This window comes from Dyadobacter endophyticus (assembly GCF_014641595.1).
Lineage (GTDB): Bacteria > Bacteroidota > Bacteroidia > Cytophagales > Spirosomataceae > Dyadobacter > Dyadobacter endophyticus.
Genome location: NZ_BMIA01000002.1, coordinates 1 through 20,088, shown reverse-complemented (window position 1 = coordinate 20,088; position 20,088 = coordinate 1). Strand labels below are relative to the sequence as shown.

Genomic DNA, 20,088 nt, shown 5'->3' with positions numbered 1-20,088 from the left:
GACAAGTGAAAAAAACCGGACTTATTTTCTGATCACCGCTTCAAATTCCCTTTCGTAGGTAGCGATCAGTCGCTGCATGGACTTGTCGATCACCTTGTCGGTCAGCGTTTGCTGCTCGTCCTGTAAGATAAAGCTGATCGAATACGACTTTTTGCCTTCCAGGTTGGCCCCTTCGTAGACATCAAATACGTTCACCGAACGGAGCAGGCTGCGCTCGGTCTTGTAGGCAGCCTGGCGAAGCTCCTCAAAAGTGATGTTTTTGCCTACTACCACAGAAAGGTCGCGGCGCACCTCGGGGAACTTAGACACTTCGGTGTATTCAACGGCGGCGCTATACTGGCGAAGCAGGTATTCCCAGTCAAAATCAGCGTAGTAAACAGGCGCTTTGATGTCCAGCTTTTTCGCAATGGCCGCATTGAGCAAACCAAAGGATACTACCGGCTTTTTATTGGCCAGCAGTGTTAACCCACTTTTGAAAATACCCCTGTCCGCTTCCTGTTTCTGCACCTCTCTGATCTTCATCGAAGTCAAAACCTGGTTCACAAATGCAGCCAGATCGTGGAAAACCACCTCGCGCGACTTCTCAAACCAGCTTTCATGGGTGATATTGCCCGTCAGGAATACCGATAGGCGCTCCTTTTCGATGTACTTGCCATCGGTTTCATGGTAGGTTTTGCCAAATTCAAATACTTTCAGATCCTTCTGGCGGCGGTTGCTGTTGTAGGCGATCACTTCCAGACCTGAGAAAAGCAGCGTCTGGCGCATGACCGAGAGCTCTTCGCTCAGGTAGTTCAGGATCTTAACGGGATTACCTGCAAGGCTTTCGCCCAAAATGGACTGATACTCCGGTTTGGTCAACGAGTTGTTGATCATCTCATTGAAACCATTGCCCACCAAAAGCTCCGCCACGCGCAGTTTCAGCTTTTCAGGATCGTTAACGGGGAAATCCGAAAGGTAATCCGAGCTCAATGCGTCGGACAATTCCACGTGACCGAAGCCGTAAATGCGCAGAATCTCTTCGATAACATCCGCCTCACGTTGAACGTCCACACGGTATGGCGGCACAATCGCAGTGAAACCAACCTCAGTTTCGTCGGTAATGCGGATATCGAGCGATTCCAGAATGCTTTTAATCTGCGCTTTGTCCAAGGACTTGCCGATCAGCCGGTCGACGTTTTTGTATTTGATATTTACCTTGAAATCCTCGATAGGCTCAGGGTAAATGTCGATAATTTCGGATGAAATGCTTCCGCCGGCGATCTGCTGGATCAGTAATGCAGCGCGTTTCAATGCGAAAAGCGGCATATTGGGGTCGGTACCGCGTTCGAAACGGAATGAGGAATCGGTTTTGAGCGAGAAACGCTGGGCGGTCCTGCGCACCCAAACAGGGGAGAAGTAGGCCGATTCGAGAAAAATGGAAGTAGTCGTTTCGGTGACGCCGGAGGTAAGCCCGCCGAAAACACCGGCAATGCACATTGGTTCAGGGTTTCCGTCTGTACCCTGGTTGCAAATCATCAGATCGTTCGCAGAAATTTTGCGTTCGATACCGTCCAAAGTCACAAATGTCGTGTTTTCTGCAAGGGTGGTAACAATCACTTTTTGACCCAAAACTTTACCGGCATCGAATGCATGCATCGGCTGGCCAAGCTCATGGCAGATGTAATTGGTAATATCGACGATATTGTTGATGGCGCGGATGCCGATCGTTTGCAGGCGCTGTTTGAGCCATTCAGGCGATTCGGCCACGGTAATGCCTGAAATTGTCAGACCCGTGTAGCGAGGGCAAGCTTCTGTATTGCGAACTTCTACCGGAATCGGCAGATTTTGGTTATCGATTTTGAATGCATCAACGGAGGGCAAAGTGATCTGACGCTTCAAAACCGCTTTCAAATCACGCGCAACACCGTAATGCGAGGCCGCATCCGCGCGGTTAGGCGTAAGGCCGATCTCGATGAGGTAATCGGACGAAATGCCGAAATATTCAGCGGCAGGTGTGCCGTTGGGCAGGTCCGTATCCAGCACGAGAATGCCCTCGTGGGAAGTGCCCACGCCCAGCTCGTCCTCGGCGCAGATCATCCCTTCGGAAAGCGCCCCGCGGATTTTGGATTTTTTCAAAACCAGCGGCTGTTCGCTGCCGGTCGGGTATAATGTAGCGCCAACGGTTGCCACGATCACCTTTTGGCCTGCGGCCACATTAGGCGCGCCGCAAACGATCGAAAGCGGTGCTTGGCCGCCTACATCGACTGTGGTCAGGCTCAGCCGGTCGGCTTCGGGATGCTTTTCACAGGTCAATACCTGACCGATTACCACGCCCTGCAAGCCGCCTTTTATCGATTCGATCTCTTCAATACCTTCTACTTCCAGCCCGGTGCCCGTTAACAAACGGTCGATTTCTTCGGGTGTTTCAGTTATTTCAATTAAATCTTTAAGCCACTTATAAGAGATCTTCATCTAGAATGCTTTAATAACAATAATAATTCAGGCGCGGTAAATAGAGCCTGTTTGCAAAATTAATGATTTAGTTTGAACGGCATCCGGGCTTTGGGCGCCGCGTGCGTGTTTTTTATCAGGCCATCATTCTTCGTGGGTGGCCTCTTCGGTCACTTCGCCGGCGTGAATGGCCACTGTCAATGTGTTTTCGGCTGGCGGTACCGGGCAGGCGTAGCTTTCCTGGTAGGCACAATAGGGGTTATACGCCTTGTTGAAGTCGAGCACGATGGTGTTGTTCTTGATCTGATCTGCCGGGTAATCCAGGTAGCGGCCTCCGCCGTAGGTCTGCTTGCCGCTGGTAGCATCCCGGAAAAGCACCGAAATAGTGCCCTCGTTTTTTAACAACAGCAGTTTTTGCGACTGGCCTTCGACGCTGAAATTGGCATAGCCGTATTTTTCGTATTTCTCGGTGGTGCCGTCAGTATATTTGACGATTACCTCCTTATCGTCTTGCATGTAGGGCGAAATATTGGCCTTAATCCGGAATGCGAGGCTGGGTTCGAAGTAATGCAGGCCGTGGAATGCCTCCTTATCCTTGATCGGCGAGTCGTCGCCGGATTTGAACTGCTCGTCTTTGGCGGCGCGTTCTTCGAGGATCTTGGTTTTATAGGCGGCGGGATTGGCCGCGATGGCGTCATCAGAGCTGCTGGTGCCGCCCATGTTTTCAATGACGAAGTAAGCAAGGATCGCAATGAACATCGCGATCGTGCTGTATCGGATCACTTTATTTTTGAACATAGTAAGGATAATAGGGGAATCGGACTACAAACTTACACCCGATCGCGCGCTTTGAAAAAGTATGAAGGGTTTATTTACTTTTTTGGAATAATTTTGAAACTTCGCGACCGTCGGGTTTGCGATGTTGGTTGAAATATATCTAAATTGACCTGGGAAAAAACTTTAAACACAATACCTGCCCCATTGTATGTCATACACAAAACGAGTACTCATTGCCGAAGACAGTTCAGTTATTCAAAACCTGGCGAGGAAGATTCTTGAATTTCAGCATTATGAAATCACTTCCGTGAAAAACGGCGAACAAGTGCTTCAACTGCTTGAAAAAGAGGATTTTGATATCATTCTTTTGGATATCAACATGCCTGTGATGGATGGAATGGAGTGTGCGAGAAGCATCCGTAAATTATCCGATGAGAAAAAGGCTAAAACGCCGATCGTAGCGATTACGGGTAATGCCAAAAATTATTCAGAAGAAGATTTCAAAGAAGCAGGATTTGACGATGCGCTGATGAAGCCGTTGAATTTCGACCGTCTGGTTGAAGTGGTGGCGCATCTGACCGAATAAAGACCTGATGAGGATTACATTTTTAGGAACCGGCACATCGCAGGGAGTACCCGTTATTGCCTGCGATTGTGCCGTTTGTCGTTCTAATGATCAGCATGACAAGCGTTTACGAACTTCCGTGTGGATTCAGGCCCATGGCAAATCGTTTGTAATCGACACCGGCCCGGATTTTCGCCAGCAAATGCTCCGGGCCAATGTGCGAAGTTTGGATGCAGCTGTTTTCACCCACCAACACAAAGACCATACTGCCGGTCTGGACGATATCCGGGCATTTAACCACCGGCAGCAGATGGATATTCCCCTTTACGGCAGGCTGGAAGTGCTCAACCAGATCAAAACCGAATTCGCCTACGCGTTCTCAGAGCGAAGATATCCCGGCGTCCCGCACTTTTCACTGCATCCCATTGAAAACGAGCCCTTCGAAGTGGAGGGTGTAAAAGTGGTCCCTATCGAGGTAATGCATCATAAGCTGCCTGTTTACGGCTATCGCATTGGCGATTTTACCTACATTACCGACGCGAACTACATTTCCGAAGAAGAGCAGGAAAAGATCAAAGGCTCGCAAGTGCTGGTGCTTGATACCTTGCAAAAAGAACCGCATTTATCGCATTTCACCCTTTCGCAGGCACTTGATCTGATCGACAAGCTGAATGTACCGGAGGCTTATCTTACACACATCAGCCATAAACTCGGCCTGCATGCCGCGGTCGAAAGCGAGCTACCGCCGCACGTGCATTTGGCCTACGACGGGCTGGTGCTGGATCTTTAATGTGGATTTAAGCTAAAAAAATCAGGATAGGAAGCTGCTGCGGTAATCCTTGATAAATTGCCGCAATGAGCCGGCGCTACTGCCAGTTACTACCTTGACTGTCTCGGCTACCTTGGCTGCTTCTCCACGCGCATAATGCGCGTAGTCTTCGATTAACCCGCCCACCTGCCACTCGGGAAAGCCCGCGGCGCGTAAACCGCCCTGCATTTGCTCGGCAGTCACATCTATGAACCTGACCGGTTTTGCTAATTCCTGCGAGAAAATCTCGGCCATTTCATAATGCGTCAGCGAGTCGGGACCTGTAATGTCGTAAACTTTGTTTTCGTGACCGGGCTCCACCAAACAAGCCGCCGCCACAGCGGCAATGTCTCTGACATCCACCACACTCACTCCCGCGTTGCCTGCCGATGCGAAGAATTGTCCCTGATCTTTGATATAGTCTTTGAAGGAAAGCAGTCCCTGCATGTACAGATTGGGCCGCAGGAATGTGTAGGCAAAACCCAGCTCCTTAATCCTATTTTCAACCTTTGCATGGTAACGCAGAAAGCGTACGGGCGAGGATTCGCTGGCGGCCAGTTGGGATAACTTCACAATGTGTTTTACACCGGCCCTGTGAGCTGCCTCCACGAAATTCAGCTGCAAGCTTTCGGCCTGCTCGGAGGAATTGCTTAGCAGAAATGCTTTTTCTACGCCTTTCAGCGAAGATTCGAAGCTTTCGGGGTCGGCCAGATCGCCGGTAACGATTTCCAGATTTGGAATATGCTCAAATGTGGCTGGTTGCGAGCCGGCGCGCACCAATGCCCTAAGGGGTATATTCAGCGGTGCTAGTTGTTGAATTAAATGCGATCCCACGGCTCCGGTTGCGCCTGTCAGAAAAATGCTTGCCTGTTTCATAGATTGTGATTTTGAATGAACAGGACAAAATTCACCGTTTCGGCATCCGGAAAATTGTAAGAAAACGAAAAGCTGCGGGAAACAAACATCCCTAGGAGCCGCTAGGCTTCAACCCGACAGATTTCCGCCTGGAATTTTACATAGCGGCCAGGGCTCAGCTTCAAATAGTGTTTGAAATCATGAATCAGCTGGCTTTGGTCATAGTAGCCGCACGTTTCGACGATTTGCAGCCAATCCACCTTGCCTGAATGATTTTGCACCAGCAGCAACGCTTTCAGAAATCGTTCGTACCGTGACCGCTCCTTGGCGCTATAACCCAGGTATTTTTTATGGTTAAGCTGAATGTTCCGCTCGCTTTGGCCGGTTTTCTGAGCGGCAGCCTTAACAGGACTTACGGCCAGGTAATCAGCCGCTTGGGCTGAAATGCCTTCAAACAATGCATCGCGGCATTTGAGATAGGGTTTGCAGAATTCAAGCAAAAGAGCGGCTCGCACATCCGTAGGCTCATTTTTTAAGCTAAACCATAGTTGATCAAAACAATTCTCCCGCAAAAGCTCATCGGGATGAGCGGTCACCATTCCCGCGGCGAGCGCAGGACCGAAAAAGCGGTAGAATGCATCGTCTTTGAAATTCACCACCAACATATCAGCGGCCGGCGGCAGCGTGTAGGCAATCGGTTGCCTGATCGGCCCGAGCACCAGGCATTGGTCCAGCAAAATAGAATCGCCACCTGATTTAAACCGGATTGCCGCTCCGAAGCTGAAGACCATGATGGTCTGCAAGCCGGGGGCCAGTATTTTGGTGATGTCGGCGTTGGTCTTATTGGTGGCTGAATAGAAATAGCTGATGATCTGCTCAAATTCCTCTGAAACCGGTATGCGCTGCTGTTGATAGCCTTCGATGTGGTGCTCCATGATTTCTTGCAGATTAACTATACCGGTCGTTGCGCCAGGGATATGCCGTGTTGGAATAACCTCTCAATTCCCAAAAACCAAGCTGGTTCTTAGGCAGAAACTGAATGCGGCTGATCCATTTGCTTCCTTTCCAGGCGTAAAGCTGAGGCGTGATCATGCGAACAGGGCCGCCATGATCGCGTTCGAGCGGCTTGCCGTCGGCGGTGTGAACGAGCAGCACATCTTCTTTCAATGCTTCTTCGAGTGAAAGATTGGTCGTGTATTTATCGTATCCGTGGCAGAGCACATGCGTAGCGCTAGGTTTGGGCATGACCAACGCGGCAATATCGGCCAGGCGCACGCCTACCCAGGGCACATCCATGCGCGACCAGGTGGTTACACAATGAAAATCGCTTACATCACTGGTTTGGGGCAGCGCCATAAAATCCTCCCAGGTTAATGTCAGCGGCGATTCGACTTCGCCGTCCACAACCAGCTTCCATTTGCCGAGCGGCACATCGGGTTTGAAACCCAGGTCGAGCACGGGCCATTTGACAGTTTTCGTCTGGCCGACTGGCAGCTGGGGCATTCCGTGGCGGTTTGGCGCGCCGGTTCCCATCGGGCGGGTATCAGAAACAGAGGGCGTTTCGGCCATTTGCTGCTCGAAGCGGGCTTTCAGCTTCATCCGCGCTTCTACGATTTTATCAAGCTTGTTGTTTTCTTCCATGCGTGCCGATGTTTAGGTGCTAATCCATTGCATCATTAAAGCAGTTAAATACCCTCCATAAGTTCCGATAGCGTACCCTAAAATTGCCAGAAGTACGCCAACCGGCGCTAGCGAGGGATGAAATGCTGCCGCGACAACTGAGGCGGAGGCTGAACCACCCACATTGGCCTGGCTACCCACGGCCAGAAAGAAGAAGGGGATTTTGAGCCATCGGCAGGCGGCGACAAGGATGATGCCGTGGATTGAAATCCAAATCAGACCAATGGCAAACAGCCCGGGATTGCCGGCCACGGCCCCCAGGTCCATTTGCATGCCAATTGTAGCCACAAGCACATACAGGAACACTGAGCCCAGTCGCGAGGCGCCGTAATGTTCCAGCTTGCGCACCGGCGTCAGAGATAGGGCGATACCTATCGCGGTCGCAATGCTGATCACCCAGAAGAAATTGGAAGTGAGGCTGTATTTTTCAAGTGCGGGGTAATTTTGAGCAAGGTATGGCGTGATAATTTCCGCTAGACCATGCGCTACACCAGTTGCCCCGAAGCCTGCTGCTGCCAGAAATATATAATCGCGCAGCATCGGGTTTTGCTCGTTGGCCTTTTGATCCGAGTCAAGATGCTCTTTCACCTGCTGGACTGTGCTGCTATCAGCGCCCAGGAATGCGTCCACGCGGCCGGCGATACCTGCGCCGTAGATCAATGCAGCCATCCATAGCTCGGCTATCAGCACGTCGACGGCCACCATTTGCGAAAACAGCGCATCACTTGGGCGAAATACCTCGCGCAAGGCAGTCTGGTTAGCACCCCCGCCAATCCAGCTTCCCGCTATCGTAGCCAGCCCGCGCCAAACCGCGTCGGCGCCTTCGCCTGCGACTGTGGCAGGGCTGATTGTCCCAACGATCCATAAGGCGAGCGGGCCGCCGATCATAATGCCGGCGGTGCCGATAAGCATCGCAGCCAAAGCCTTCGGACCCAGGCGGGTCAAGGACTTCCAATCCATTCCTACCGTAAAAAGCACCAGACAGGCAGGCAGAAAATATTTGGAAACGACCGGATACAGCTGCGATGTTGTGCCGCTTATGATTCCAAACGAGTTGAGCAAACCCGGGATAAAGTAGCAAAGCAACAGGGGAGGGATAATATTGTAAAACCGTTTCCAGGCTGGCTGGGAAGCCGTGTAGAAAATACCGGCCAGGATCAGCATCAAGAGTCCGAGCACTACGGCGTCGTTTGTAATCATGCGTCAGAATTGAGGTAAGGGAAAGGTGAATGGGTAAAAATAGCTTAAAAGTGCCAGAAACGCATTCGTTTCAAGCTTTTGCATATGGGTACTTGTGTCTGAAATGGCAGATTTCTATATTGGACCCATGTATGATTTACTTATAATATGGCTGATCAGGCAGGGTACTCGAATGCAAGTCTCGTCAAAAAACTGGGGATCAAACCCGGTTTCAAAATCAGGCTTATCAACCCGCCGGAGCATTATTTTGATCTGCTCGAAGTCCTTCCGGCCGACACTGAATTTTTTGAAGAACCCGGGCCGGGAACTGATTTGATTCACTATTTCACCAAACAAGCTTCCGATCTGGGTAAAGTTTTGCCTGCATTGAAAACCGAAATCGTATCAAACGGGATGATCTGGGTTTCATGGCCGAAAAAAGCCTCCAAGGTTCCGACCGATCTGACAGAAGATGTGATCCGCAATCTGGCATTGTCGATCGGTCTGGTGGATGTGAAGGTATGCGCAGTCGATGCGGTTTGGTCTGCTTTAAAGTTGGTAATCAGGGTAAAAGACCGGTAGTGTAAAACTTTTTTCCCCTAATTAAAAAATAAATACTCCCAACCGCGATCCTTGCCGGGGCAGATCTTGTTGTCGGAAGCGGAGCCAATCCGTTTTTTAACCACCAATCATCCAGAAATCTTCACCATGAACACCCAGGACGAAACCGCAGCCCTGAAAGCGGACAAAAAATTGTTTATTAAAATGGTAGTCTCCAACTGGGAGCTGCAAAACCAGCGTATGAATGGCTGGCTGGCCCAATTATCAGACGAGCGTCTGTTGGAACCCGTTGCCGAAGGTAAAAACCGGGCCGTTTATTTGCTGGGCCACCTGATAGCGGTCAACGACGGGATGATCTCACTTCTGGGCCTGGGCGAGCGCCTGTACCCCGAACTCGATGAGGCTTTCGTAAAGAATCCCGACCGCGCATTTGACCAGATCCCACCGGTAGCCGAGCTAAGAGACAAATGGGCGAATTTGAACCAGGTATTGTCGCGCTACTTCGCTGAGCTCGACGCTCAGGAGTGGTTTAGCAAACATAATGCTGTATCCGATGATGCTTTTGCGCAGGAACCACACCGTAATAAGCTTAATGTCTTGATTAACAGGACTAATCATCAGGCTTATCACTTGGGCCAGCTCATCTTTTTAAAAGCCTGATAGAGGTTCTGAATTGTTGTAAAAGTCAGGGAATTTGTAATATTTTACAGGATTATTCACCACTCTCATTAAAATCGTCATCACTGATCACCATGGCTGTATACAATTTATCATTGAATGGTAAAAAGGTGAAAGTCGATGTAGAACCCGATATGCCTTTGCTTTGGGTGATACGCGACTTTGCCGATCTGAAGGGCACCAAGTTCGGGTGCGGAATGGCGCTTTGCGGCGCTTGCACGATCCACTTGAACGGCCAGCCCGCGCGCTCATGCCAGACACCGGTTTCCAGTGTCGGAAAAAATGATAAGATCACCACGATCGAAGGCATCGGGGAGAGCAAAATGAGCATTATCCAGAATGCCTGGATAGAGGAGCAGGTGCCGCAATGCGGTTACTGCCAGTCGGGGCAGATCATGTCGGCAGCGGCGCTGCTCAAATCCAATCCCAGCCCGACCGATGCGGACATCGACGCGGCTATGAGCGGAAACCTTTGCCGCTGCGGAACCTATGACCGGATCAGAAAGGCGATCCACCGCGCTTCCGAGCAAATGAAGGTCACCGAGAAAGGAATAGGCCAGCGCTAATGCCAGTTCATCAACCTTAGCCTCAGAAAACATTGGAAAATATACAAACATCACGGCGTGACTTTTTGAAAGCCGCCGGATTTACCTCGCTTGGACTGGCCGTTGGCATTTCGGGCTTTACAAAGGATGCCAGCCTTAAAAAAATCGCCCCGGCGGTATTGAAGCTGGAAATCAATCCATTCATTATTATCGATACCACCAGTAATATTACGCTGGTAAACCCGCGGCCGGATATGGGCCAGGGATCGACGCAGGCCGTGCCCTCGCTGCTTGCCGAGGAGCTCGAAGTGAGCCTGGAAAAAGTGCTGATCGTGCAAAGCGACGGCATGGGCAAATATGGTAGCCAGACCTCAGGGGGGAGCAGCTCGGTCCGTGAGCTATGGATGCCGATCCGCAAAGCCGGCGCGGCAGCCCGCGAAATGCTTACCACCACCGCGGCAAAGCGATGGAACCTGCCCGCATCCGAATGCATAGCCGAAGACGGCAAAATATGGCATAAAGCAAGCGGAAAGAGTCTTTCGTACGGGGAACTAGCCGACGACGCATCGAAGCTTGAAATCCCGAAAGAACCTAAACTGAAAGATCCGAAGGATTTTAAAATCATTGGAAAGTATAACAAACGCCTCGATGTGCCCGAGCGTGTAACGGGTAAAGCTGTTTACGGGCTCGACGTGGACGTGCCGGGCATGGTGTATGCGGCCATCGTACATTCACCGATGATCCATGGGAAAATCGCCTCAATCGATGATTCTGAGACTAAAAAGGTGAAAGGCGTTTTGCAGGTAATCAAAACCGAGCGCACCATGCCGCACCGGACTTCGGATGCTGTTGCGGTAGTTGCTACCAACTGGTGGGCCGCATTAAAAGGCAAGCGGGCACTGAAAGTAAATTGGGATAATGGTAATTATGCCAAAACAGTGGACACTGCCAGCTATTTTGCCGCCACTTATGAAGCTGCCAAGAAGGAAGGTGTAAACTTTGAAGAGAAGGGCGACTTCACTGTTAAATACGCGAATGCGAAGGATAAAATCGAATCGCATTATGAGACGCCGTTCCTTGCCCACGCCCCCATCGAGCCCGAGAACGCGGTCGTACATGTGAAGGAGGATGGTTCAGTGGAAATATGGGCGCCCATTCAGGGACCCGACTGGGCATTGCGGGATGTGTGCGGCTATTTGAAGGTCAAACCCGAGCAGGTGAAAATCAACGTCACATTGCTGGGTGGGGCATTCGGCCGGAAGGCTTATCATGATTTTCTGCTGGAAGCGTGCCACATTTCCAGGGAACTGAAAAAGCCTGTAAAAGTGATCTGGACGCGTGAAGATGACATTACCCAGGGCCCTTACCGGCCGGGAATGCTCAGTCATATGCAAGGATTTGTCGAGGAAGGCAAAATCACCGGCTTTCACCACCACGCCATCGGCGAGTCCATTGTCGGGCAGGTTTTCAAAGGACTAAAAGAGGACGAGGCCGATCCGTGGCTGAGCGAAGAGATTAGTACCGGAAATAACAAGTACCAGTTTGCAACAGCTTCTAAAGTGAGCTGGACGAATGTGAAAACCGATATTCCCGTAGTATGGTGGCGCTCGGTATATGCCTCCAACTTCGGTTGGGGCCAGGAATGCTTCGTTGACGAGCTGGCGCATCTGGCCAAAAAAGACCCTTTGAAAGCACGTCTTGAAATCCTGCCCGACGAGCGCTTCAAAAAAGTGCTTGAAACGCTGGCCGAAAAGGCGAACTGGGACGAAAAGCTTCCTGCCGGCAGCGGCAAGGGAATTGCCGTATTCAAATCTTTTGGCAGTATTTCGGCCTGCTGCATTACGGTGTCCAAAAAGGACACGGGCGTGAAAATCGACAAAGTAGTGTCGGTGATCGACTGCGGTTACTATGTGAATCCGGACAATGTGAAGGCCCAAACCGAGGGAAATATCGTAATGGGTATTACCGCTGCGATCAAGGATGGCATCACATTTACCAACGGGATTTGTGACCAGAGCAACTACCATCAGTTTAACGTGATGCGTATCAACGAAGCGCCACCGATGGAAATCCATATCGTCGATAGCGGCGCCGTTCCGGGTGGGGTAGGTGAGCCCGGCCTGCCGCCGATTGCTCCGGCATTAGGCAACGCAATATTTGCAGCGACCGGCAAGCGCCTGAGAAAATTGCCTTTCGACATTAATAATATTGCGTAAATATGGCATACGACGAACGGGTAGCCAATCGGATTCGCGAAGCCCTGTCTGGCCAGTTTCTGGCCGGTAAGCCCCTGGAAGAGAAAGCCCTCTTCCAGGGGTTGGCTTTTATGGTCGACGAGAAGTTGTGCATTTGCGTGCGCAACGACGTGCTGTTATGCCGGATCGGTCCGGATGAGTACGAAGCGGCCCTTGAAATGAATAATGTAGAGCCGATGGTCATGAATGGCCGGACGGCGATAGGGTATGTGTATGTCAGTCCGGAGGCTTATGCCTCGCGCGAGGCTTTTGATTTCTGGATTGCCAAATGTCTGCAATTCAATCAGTTTGCCAAATCGTCCAAAAAGAAGAAGTAATGGATGAATTGTTGGTTAGCAAAAAGTATCAATTAGCAAAGTTTCCCGGTAAAGGTGGCTGGACTTACGTGATCATCTCCGAAATCCGGCAGGATATTAAGCGGAAGTTCGGAATGGTCAAAGTCAAAGGCCGGATCGACGATTACGAATTATTCGGCTATAACCTGATGCCGATGGGCACCGGAGAGCTTTTCCTTCCAGTCAGGGCTGAGATCAGAAAGAAGATTAATAAGCAGGAAGGCGATTGGGTGACAGTAGAGCTTTATTCGGATGACTCGGCCCTGGCCATTCCCGAAGAGCTCATAGATTGCCTCAAAGACGAGCCCAAAGCCTACGAAAACTTTATAAAACTTGCTGAAAGCGCCCAGAAAGAGTACCGCGACTGGGTCTATTCCGCCAAAAAGGACGAAACCAAAGTCGCGCGGATCGCGAAAATGATCGATATGCTGCTACAAGGTAAGCGGTTGACCGGGGACCGGACGATTTAGCTTAGCGTTAAAAAGCAAACGAATCTCTATCAGTTGACAGAGATTCGTTTGCTTTTTAATACAATAGCTATTACTCGGCACCATCCGTCTTTGCTCTTGCCACGGCATATCCTCCGATTTTATGTCCGGTGGAAAGTCCTACTTCGCAGTCGAAACGGTAGTGGATAAGTCCATAGATGCGCGATATGGATGCTTCGGATGCCATATCATCAACTTCCTTCTTGTTGCTGGGGAAAATATGCGCCAGCACTTCCGCTGCCGCGCCCGAGAATGTGGAGTGGCCCGAAGTATAAGACGGAAAGTTAGGCAAGCCGACAGATGTTTTGACCTTGCTGTTCATTTGATTCGGACGTGGGTAGTAATAAAAGAATTTCACGTCCCAGCAGCAAATCCCCGCATCCTGCATGGTGGTACCCAGCAATGCAAGCGTACGAGCCGTGCGAACTTCACTGTATTTGTTTTCATGACACAATGCAGCGCCTTTTCTGTGCCAGTGGCCGGGAGGGGTGTAACTACCTACGCCGTCAGACCAAAAGCTGGCGATGCGTGCCTGTTCACGCGTCTGGTTTTTGGCGATATCGAGCAATTCGTTCATATCCTTTTGGAATGCCGGGCTGCCGATGATCGGCGGCGCTTCCGGGCGGAGTGCCACCACTGTCGCCGAGTCGAAATTCCACGGTTTTACAAAGCCGTAGGTAGGCAGCATTGGCGGGCGTGGAGGGAATTCCTGGCTTACCCAGGGCTCTGTAACACCAATTTTACGTGCATTGGCAATCATGGCTGCCGTCATCGCCTGGCCATTTGCTGCCGACATTTTGTCGGTTTTAGCCCGCGCCATGATTTTGGCGCCAACAGCTTTACCCAAATCGGAACCGGCAAGAATATCGCTTTCGACATTCATTCCGGCTGATATTCTGCTTTGCTTGTGTTCGGCCAGTTTGGCTTCAAGAAAGGGCACTTCGCCGGGGAACATCGCTTTCAGGATCACAACTGAAACTTCGGCTACCACCGCGTCCTCCGAAGGATATGACGGAAGCTCGCTTACGGGAAGCAGGGTTTTAATCGAAGTGTCGTTCTTGGAAGGGGCTTTTCGGTTGTATTTGAATTTGTAGTTCCACGCAGCCACCAGCGCGTCGTATTGCGCTACACTCAGGTACGCCAGAGCGCGCGCGGCGTAAGGCGGGTTGGCGAAGGGGAATTTTGGGTCTTTCAGCGGATTGGCGGCGTCAGGCAACGGATATTTGCCTTCTGCATTGGACGCGGGCGGGGTGTTGTAACGTGCGCACAGTTCACGTGCTATTTCGTTCCAGCGGTATACGGCCCCTGTTCCCCAATAGTTAATTTGCTCGCGTTGTTGGGGGGTAACCGCATCTGTGGCTTCTTTGAGCTTTTTAAGCTCGGCTTTATAGTCGTCCGAAGTTGCCTCCTTGGGTTGGGCTACGGCAATTTCCTCCGAGGAGGAGAGCACGTACGGTTTCCATTTTCCGGCATTTTCATCCAGGCTGGAAGGTGAATTGATACCCGCTGTTGGTTCGTCGACTGTCTTGGAACACGACCATAGCATCATGACCGACAGGGCAGGTACTGCAAGCCGGGTGATGGAGTATCGAAAGGAGATATAATTGATTTTCATTGTTTCTGTCTGAGATATTAGTTTTTAGCTTCTTTGGCGTAGCGAAATTGGTAAAGTACACCCAGTGAAAAGGCGGTGCTTTGACCCATGTTCTGTCCTTCAATCACGTGGGAGGCGCGCGCGTTCACACCAATGTTCTTCGGTTGGAATTTGGCATAAACCCCTACCACAGTCGCTTTCATGTTGTTGGTCGGGAAGGGCATGTCGTTACGACGGATGTTATCGCCGCCGTCACAGGCGCCATATTCCAAGAAAGCTTCCGCCTGAATGGCTTTTTTAAGATACCCCAGTCTTGCCGAAGCATCGTAAGCGTTGGGCACGGATACCTTGTTGGTGTTATACAATTTGCCATCAGCCTGATAGGAATCACGGTCGATGGTGATTTTACTGCGGAAAATGTAAGAACCCGAAGCGGTCAGGTAAATGCCGCTTTTATGGCGATAACTAGCAAGCAAGCGCGCTGTGGCGGTTTTGCATTGGATACCGATGGACATCGGAAGGAAGTCAGGGATGTAGTCGGATGCGGGAATCGAGGCGCCACCGATAGCATGCAGCGAGAATCCGGATTTATTCAAAAAGCGGTATTTGAGCCAAAGCGAAGCATCCTGCACCCCTTTCTGCCATCTGAGATTACCCGTGCTGGCCTGTGTCCAGACGTATGGCAAAGCCACGATGGCGTTGAAGTCCTTGGTAATACCAACTGCGAGCATCGGCATGACGCTCTGTGTGGTGTGCGTACCGATATTGAGGTTTTCGCGCTTCAGTGAGTTCTCCCAGTACTGATCCCACGAGCTGTGCGTGTAGGATACTGCAAGGCACGCCGTTTTTTTGCCCATATAAATGGCGTCGTTGGGCATTTGAGCATAAACAGAGGAGGCCGAGCCGGCAACCGTCAGCAATATGCCGAGCAAGTGCAGCCCTTTTTGATGTAAAGAACGTATCATAGATTATAAATTAATAGGATTGGGCACCTTATCAGGGTGCGAAAGTGTTGCATAGCACTTACTAATCAGCAGCACTGACCGGTAATGTGTTATGGTTCGGAAAAGGAGGGATCAGCAGTGTTCGGGTGGTGGGGATGCCAGGGAGGTTTGGTATGACAGGTAACGTGCTGCCATAAAATGATTGCCGACCGAGGGCAGCATTTCCTCTACGATACTTTGAGCGTAGACAGGGAACTTCTGCTCCCCGGGAATGTAAATTTTCAAAAGGCTACTCAACTGCTCCATGGCCTTAGCGTAGGGGCTTTTAGGAACATCGGTTTGCGGGTCGTTGAGTACCTGGATGGCGTTGGCGAGCTCAAAAAAATGATCACGTGCCGCTTCATTTGTTTGCAGCGTCACATAAAGCGTATCGTTCTGGTGAAGAATGCGGGTCGGATTGTAAAACTGCCCGTCCTGACGTACCAGCCCTTCGATGTTTTCGGTGATTTCCAGATTACCCGAATAGGGTAGTGAGGGAAAGTACATTTTCATGACCATCCCCTGGCCAGGGGCGTCAGCGGTTGCGATCTGATAGTCTTTTTCAAAGAATAGGGCAGCAAGGCTTAGCCCAAACATGTTGTAGAGCAGCAATGCAAGTAACCCTATCGGCGCCAGTCTTCTCAATTCTTAAAGAGGATTTATAACCAAATGTAATCATTTTAGCCACATATAAGCAAGCGCCGGTTGTAAGATTAACAAGCTCATTTACTGCAAAATATAGTAACCGTCGGTGATTTAATATAGGACAAATGGGCTATTTATTTGGATTTCAGTGCTATGGGTGAATGTTTGGACACAACGATCAAAGACGACCGCGGCATAAGGCGATAGTGAACAAGAGGAGTCGGCGTTTTTTAGCCTTGCGGGCTTATGTTAACCGACGGGATAGTGCTGCAAGAAAATGGGAAACAGTCGTGCTGTGCAGCTGCTGCATATTTGTTAAATAGCAAATTATACGTGGTGGAGCCGCAGGCGCCAGTTCCGACAACGATGGACCTCGCTGGGCTTAAACAACCAGGTAAGGAATGGCAAACAGTCCAAGCGCTTCAACAAAAGCCTAATTATGGTCACCAACCTGTCCGAAGCGGTCGAACGCTTTTTAGATCCGCAACGCGCTGCCTTCCGGCAAGCCGCTCAATTTATAAGCCAATAATCGATAAGTCTGGTCACTACTACCCCTGCTGTTTGGTTAACATCAAAGGATATGGCGAAGCCAATAGGCCTGCAACTACCGGGTGATCAATTGCGAGAGACGGCAATTCCCAATAAAAGAAGGCATGAACTTTATCAACGGGCCAAAGAATTACAGCAGCAAGACCATAGTATTGGGACTATTACGATTCATTTAGGCAGCTCACGTAACACAATTGGAAAGTACTTCAAACAAGCTCATTTTGTACCTGCCCCAGACTGGGGAAAGACGAAATCTGCTCACCTAGAAAGCATTTTTAAGGCAGCAGAGGCAAGATCTGTGATAAAACCTTGTTCGACCAAATCAGTACTCGGGGTTATAACGGAAGCTACCTGGCCGTCTTTCTATCCAGCTATCCCCATCCCGCCCCAAAGTCTACCCTGCTACCAACTCGGAATAAGTTTAATTATCCAAGCCGCAAGCTCACGCGACTACTTGGCCAGCAAGCCCTCGATTGGCCGGAAGCGGACAAGTTTTTTTACACACTTGATTAATCATAATGAATCTATTGGTCTGATGCATCCGCTAAGTTTACGTTTCAAACGAATAATGAGGGATCAATAAGCGAGCGGGTTAACTAACGGGTGTACGATGCCGAACCAATACCTGTCCTGCACGGATTTGTCAGGGGCCTACCTCGGGACTTTGACACTGCGAAAGAAGTACGGTCCACCGTTGCGGTTCCGTCCCGAGTGGAGTAATGGCCAAACGGAAGGACAAGTAACCGAAGACAATCAAACCAACAATGTAGGGCAAATCAAAATTTGGTCTGTTACGACTGCGCATGTTGACATGAAATTCGCCCCCAAAGTGACACTTAACCAGTTTGCGCCGCCGGAGGTGGCGCAATTGGCTGTTAGACTGTAAACCAACTGGGCGAACTGGTCGGCGTAGCTTTTAATGGTAAAATTTTCGCGGGCTACTTTTGAGGCCCTTGAGGAGATTTTTTTATACAGGTCGTCGTCTGTCATTAGTCGTGTTAACTGCGTAGTGAGGGCGTTTTTCTCGTCATGATATAACAATCCGGTAATCTCGTGGTCGATAATTTCGACCGTGCCCGCTGATTTGTAAGCCACTACCGGTACCCCGTGCATCATACTTTCTACGGTTACCCGTCCAAATGCCTCGTGCGGAGAGCACATCAATGTGATATCGATCGATTTGAAGATAGCACTCACATCTTTACAGAATCCTGTAAAATTGACGTACTCGTTCAAACCATGTTCCGAAATGTAGGTTTTCAGGGTTTCGAAATAAGCCTGCGAGCTAACGCTGCCGACGATATTTAAGACGACAAACTTTCCGCGTTTCACAAGTTCGTGGACCGCCTTGATGGCCGCAAGCTGATTTTTGGCAGGATCAATAACCCCGACAATACCCAGAACGGTAGGTTTGACAGGGCTCGGCCTGACTGTGGCTTTGCTCTGATCGCTTACAAGCCCATTGTAAATGATAACTGACTTAACGTTGATGTCTTTGGAAAGTACCCGGCGCTTTTGAATACTTTTAGAAATGCAGATAATAGCGCTGGCTTTGTTGGCCCAAAAACGGAATGCCCTTTCCCCCAGCAGGTATGTGAGTTTGTAGTCGTCGTAAACAAATTCGCGGATGTGCCAGATGTGCTTTCTTCCGGAGAAGAAGGATGTTACCGCGCCGATGAAAATGACGGATGAGTTGGTGTAAATCAAATCAACACCATGCTTTCTTGCGATGAACGCCGTGTAAAGGCCAACCGCAACATTGTACACCGTGCGTTTGATGCTGTTAAGCCATTGAAACCGCTTTTTTTGCATGTAAACGTCATTGGTGAAGGGGACAATGCTGTACCGGATGTTTTGCTGTCGCAATTCCCGGGAGAACTCGCTTTCCTCTTTACAGATCACCCACCAGTCGATTTTGTCGCGCAGGGCGATCAAAAGGGTTAGCAGGGACCGGTTTGCACCGTACAATTCACCATAATGCGTAAAAGTTAAAATTCGGGGTTTTTTAGTGATCATAATTCGGGGGAGCGTTAAGTAACCCTCTGCGGCACGAACTTTCTTACGAATGTTGACACAAGGGCATGTTGGAATAGAATGAAAAACACCAGGCAAATCATGATGTTGAGGAGGATTGATGGGATGAGGGGGAGATCGAAATGCATTAATCTGATAAACTGGTTTTTAGCAAGCAGTGTAACGATCATGGCCAGCGCCATGGGTGCTTTGGAGAGAATTGCTTTGAAAAAAATGCGCGGGGACTGTTTTAATGCGTGCACAATAAGGGTGTAGAATCCCTGGAAGAAATTAAATGAAAACGCACTCACCAGCAGCCAGGCCGTTGCCTGCATGGATTGATAATAAAAAACCCCTGCCAGAATAGCGGAAATGGTGAACACGGCCGACAATGCCCCCGAAAGAAAAAGCAGGTCGGTCCTTCCCGAGGCCTGGAAAACAGAACCGCTGCTGGAAAGCACCATTTGTATCCATACGGACAGGCTCATTATTTTCAGTATGGGTACAACGGCAGCCCATTTGCTTCCGAGCATGATCTGGACGATTTCTTCGGAGGAAAAAAATACAAAAACAGATATCGGCACGCCCAGAACAGCGAGGATGTTGACCACATTTACATATTCTTTGTAAATAAAGGCTTTGTCGTGCTGGTATTTGGCCAGAATGGGGTGCAGCACGGGGGTTATCACGAAGGTCAGGTTGGAGATCGGGTACATCATCAGCTGGTACGCCTGGTTGTACACGCCAAGCTGAGCATTGCCCATGAATTTGCCGATCAGGATGTTGTCGAGGTTTCTTGAGAAGTAATTGATGAAATTGAATCCAAACTGGAACGACGAGTATTTCGCAACCCGCCGTGCCGGCGCCAGCGATAAGCCTTTTTTAAATTTTAGGCCGGAGATCAGGAAATAGATGGTAAAGGTGACAGAGCTCACAAATATCGATCTCCACACGATGGCAAAGTAGCTGTAATGCTGCGAGGCCAATAACACCGCCAAAAGCCCGGCCGTGAGTGCTGTGCAAACATCGATAATAGCTATTTTCTTGAACAGCTGCGACTTGATTAGTATATTCTTCGGGACTACGCTGAGGGAACTGAAAAAGACATGAATGGCCAGCAACTGCCCGATCGGGATGTACACGTCATT

19 protein-coding genes are annotated in these 20,088 nt (G+C 50.0%); 8 read left to right on the top strand and 11 right to left on the bottom strand.

Annotation, left to right across the window (positions count from 1 at the left end; genetic code table 11):
- Positions 1–21: 21 nt before the first annotated feature.
- Together pheT and IEY24_RS12185 are read right to left on the bottom strand one after the other, a co-directional pair.
- A complete protein-coding gene (pheT, locus tag IEY24_RS12190) occupies positions 22–2,451 on the bottom strand; it encodes a phenylalanine--tRNA ligase subunit beta (RefSeq protein ID WP_188932395.1) in 2,430 nt (809 codons plus the stop codon).
- A gap of 123 nt (positions 2,452–2,574) precedes the next feature.
- On the bottom strand, positions 2,575–3,228 hold the full coding sequence (locus IEY24_RS12185) for a DUF1684 domain-containing protein (protein WP_188932393.1): 654 nt from the start codon (positions 3,226–3,228) through the stop codon (positions 2,575–2,577).
- A gap of 187 nt (positions 3,229–3,415) precedes the next feature.
- Between IEY24_RS12185 and IEY24_RS12180 the strand changes: the two genes are divergently transcribed.
- Together IEY24_RS12180 and IEY24_RS12175 are read left to right on the top strand one after the other, a co-directional pair.
- The gene (locus IEY24_RS12180) at positions 3,416–3,793 is read left to right on the top strand and encodes a response regulator (protein WP_188932391.1); all 378 of its coding nucleotides are present in this window, start codon (positions 3,416–3,418) and stop codon (positions 3,791–3,793) included.
- A 7-nt stretch (positions 3,794–3,800) separates the two neighbouring features.
- Positions 3,801–4,562, top strand: a complete 762-nt coding sequence (locus tag IEY24_RS12175; protein WP_188932389.1) for an MBL fold metallo-hydrolase — start codon at positions 3,801–3,803, stop codon at positions 4,560–4,562.
- A 21-nt stretch (positions 4,563–4,583) separates the two neighbouring features.
- Here IEY24_RS12175 and IEY24_RS12170 read toward each other — a convergent pair whose 3' ends face one another.
- From IEY24_RS12170 to IEY24_RS12155, 4 genes are all read right to left on the bottom strand, one after another.
- Complete coding sequence (locus IEY24_RS12170; protein ID WP_188932387.1) at positions 4,584–5,456, bottom strand: SDR family oxidoreductase; 873 nt, start codon at positions 5,454–5,456, stop codon at positions 4,584–4,586.
- Positions 5,457–5,557: 101 nt separating this feature from the next.
- The gene (locus IEY24_RS12165; protein ID WP_188932385.1) at positions 5,558–6,370 is read right to left on the bottom strand and encodes a helix-turn-helix transcriptional regulator; all 813 of its coding nucleotides are present in this window, start codon (positions 6,368–6,370) and stop codon (positions 5,558–5,560) included.
- 13 nt (positions 6,371–6,383) lie between these two features.
- On the bottom strand, positions 6,384–7,076 hold the full coding sequence (locus tag IEY24_RS12160; protein WP_188932383.1) for a molybdopterin-dependent oxidoreductase: 693 nt from the start codon (positions 7,074–7,076) through the stop codon (positions 6,384–6,386).
- A gap of 12 nt (positions 7,077–7,088) precedes the next feature.
- Positions 7,089–8,315, bottom strand: coding sequence for a DUF819 family protein (locus tag IEY24_RS12155; RefSeq protein WP_188932381.1), 1,227 nt, complete (start codon positions 8,313–8,315; stop codon positions 7,089–7,091).
- 147 nt (positions 8,316–8,462) lie between these two features.
- Here IEY24_RS12155 and IEY24_RS12150 point away from each other — a divergent pair, with 147 nt between their 5' ends.
- From IEY24_RS12150 to IEY24_RS12125, 6 genes are all read left to right on the top strand, one after another.
- Positions 8,463–8,876 (top strand): DUF3052 family protein, encoded by a 414-nt coding sequence (locus IEY24_RS12150; protein WP_188932379.1) that lies wholly within the window; start codon positions 8,463–8,465, stop codon positions 8,874–8,876.
- A 126-nt stretch (positions 8,877–9,002) separates the two neighbouring features.
- A complete protein-coding gene (locus tag IEY24_RS12145; RefSeq protein WP_188932377.1) occupies positions 9,003–9,515 on the top strand; it encodes a DinB family protein in 513 nt (170 codons plus the stop codon).
- A 92-nt stretch (positions 9,516–9,607) separates the two neighbouring features.
- On the top strand, positions 9,608–10,099 hold the full coding sequence (locus IEY24_RS12140; RefSeq protein ID WP_188932375.1) for a (2Fe-2S)-binding protein: 492 nt from the start codon (positions 9,608–9,610) through the stop codon (positions 10,097–10,099).
- Between the two features lie 32 nt (positions 10,100–10,131).
- The gene (locus IEY24_RS12135) at positions 10,132–12,294 is read left to right on the top strand and encodes a xanthine dehydrogenase family protein molybdopterin-binding subunit (protein WP_188932373.1); all 2,163 of its coding nucleotides are present in this window, start codon (positions 10,132–10,134) and stop codon (positions 12,292–12,294) included.
- 2 nt (positions 12,295–12,296) lie between these two features.
- Positions 12,297–12,650 carry a TfoX/Sxy family protein gene (locus IEY24_RS12130; protein WP_188932371.1) on the top strand — a complete coding sequence of 118 codons (354 nt, stop codon included), beginning with the start codon at positions 12,297–12,299 and terminating at the stop codon, positions 12,648–12,650.
- Positions 12,650–13,138, top strand: a complete 489-nt coding sequence (locus IEY24_RS12125) for a YdeI/OmpD-associated family protein (protein ID WP_188932369.1) — start codon at positions 12,650–12,652, stop codon at positions 13,136–13,138. Before IEY24_RS12130 ends, IEY24_RS12125 begins: the two co-directional genes overlap by 1 nt.
- Before the next feature lie 70 nt (positions 13,139–13,208).
- Here the strand turns inward: IEY24_RS12125 and IEY24_RS12120 are convergent, their stop codons facing one another.
- The 5 genes from IEY24_RS12120 to IEY24_RS12095 all read right to left on the bottom strand — a co-directional run.
- Positions 13,209–14,771 carry a vanadium-dependent haloperoxidase gene (locus IEY24_RS12120; RefSeq protein WP_188932367.1) on the bottom strand — a complete coding sequence of 521 codons (1,563 nt, stop codon included), beginning with the start codon at positions 14,769–14,771 and terminating at the stop codon, positions 13,209–13,211.
- A 17-nt stretch (positions 14,772–14,788) separates the two neighbouring features.
- Entirely contained in the window at positions 14,789–15,715 is a 927-nt protein-coding gene (locus IEY24_RS12115) for a hypothetical protein (RefSeq protein ID WP_188932365.1), read from the bottom strand.
- Between the two features lie 111 nt (positions 15,716–15,826).
- Positions 15,827–16,378 (bottom strand): hypothetical protein, encoded by a 552-nt coding sequence (locus IEY24_RS12110; protein WP_229222162.1) that lies wholly within the window; start codon positions 16,376–16,378, stop codon positions 15,827–15,829.
- 1,302 nt (positions 16,379–17,680) lie between these two features.
- The gene (locus IEY24_RS12100; RefSeq protein WP_188932361.1) at positions 17,681–18,943 is read right to left on the bottom strand and encodes a glycosyltransferase family 4 protein; all 1,263 of its coding nucleotides are present in this window, start codon (positions 18,941–18,943) and stop codon (positions 17,681–17,683) included.
- A 14-nt stretch (positions 18,944–18,957) separates the two neighbouring features.
- Positions 18,958–20,088, bottom strand: a 1,131-nt coding sequence (locus tag IEY24_RS12095) for an oligosaccharide flippase family protein (RefSeq protein WP_188932359.1), incomplete at its 5' end; no start/stop codon positions are given.